Origin of the sequence: Rubrivivax benzoatilyticus JA2 = ATCC BAA-35, assembly GCF_000190375.1 — a bacterium.
GTDB lineage: Bacteria > Pseudomonadota > Gammaproteobacteria > Burkholderiales > Burkholderiaceae_C > Rubrivivax > Rubrivivax benzoatilyticus.
The window spans coordinates 1-545 of record NZ_AEWG01000147.1; the positions used below are offsets into that span (position 1 = coordinate 1).

The window sequence follows — 545 nt, forward strand, 5'->3', positions numbered from 1 at the left end:
GTCGGCGGCCCAGGGCAGCGGCAGCGGCGGCGGGATGCCCCGGCAGGGCTCCTCGACCAGCTCGACGCCGTGCTGCGCCAACGCCGCCAGCCGGGCCGGCGCGTCGGCCGGGGCCAGCGCGCCGTTGGCGTCCAGCCGCAGCGCCACGGTGCCGGGGCCGGCTGCGGCGTCGGCTGCGGCGCGCACTGCGGCCAGCCGCCGGTCTTCGTCGGTGTTGCCGCGGCCGGGGATCGTGATCTTCAGCTTCAGCACGCGGTGGCCTCGCGCCGCGGCGGCCGCGGCGACGGCTGGCGCACGTTCGTCGTCGGGCAGCAGCACGCTGACCGGCACCGGCTGCAATGCATGCCCGCCGGCCAGCCATTCGGCGGCGCTGCGGCCTTCGGCCTGCGACGCGGCGTCCAGCAGCGCGCATTCCAGCGCGAAGCGGGCCGACGGCGTGCGCGCCAGCCGGGCCGCATGCGGCGCCAGCGCGGCGTCCAGCCGAGCCGCCGGCGTGCCGGCGGCCGGCAGCGCCAGCTCGCTGCCGGCGAGTGCGGCCAGCGTGT

Annotated in this window: 1 protein-coding gene; it reads right to left on the bottom strand. The window is 79.8% G+C overall.

The annotated features are described in order from the left end of the window. Nucleotides 1-545: enolase C-terminal domain-like protein (locus RBXJA2T_RS16220; RefSeq protein ID WP_009858502.1), on the bottom strand; the 545-nt coding region annotated here is incomplete at both ends.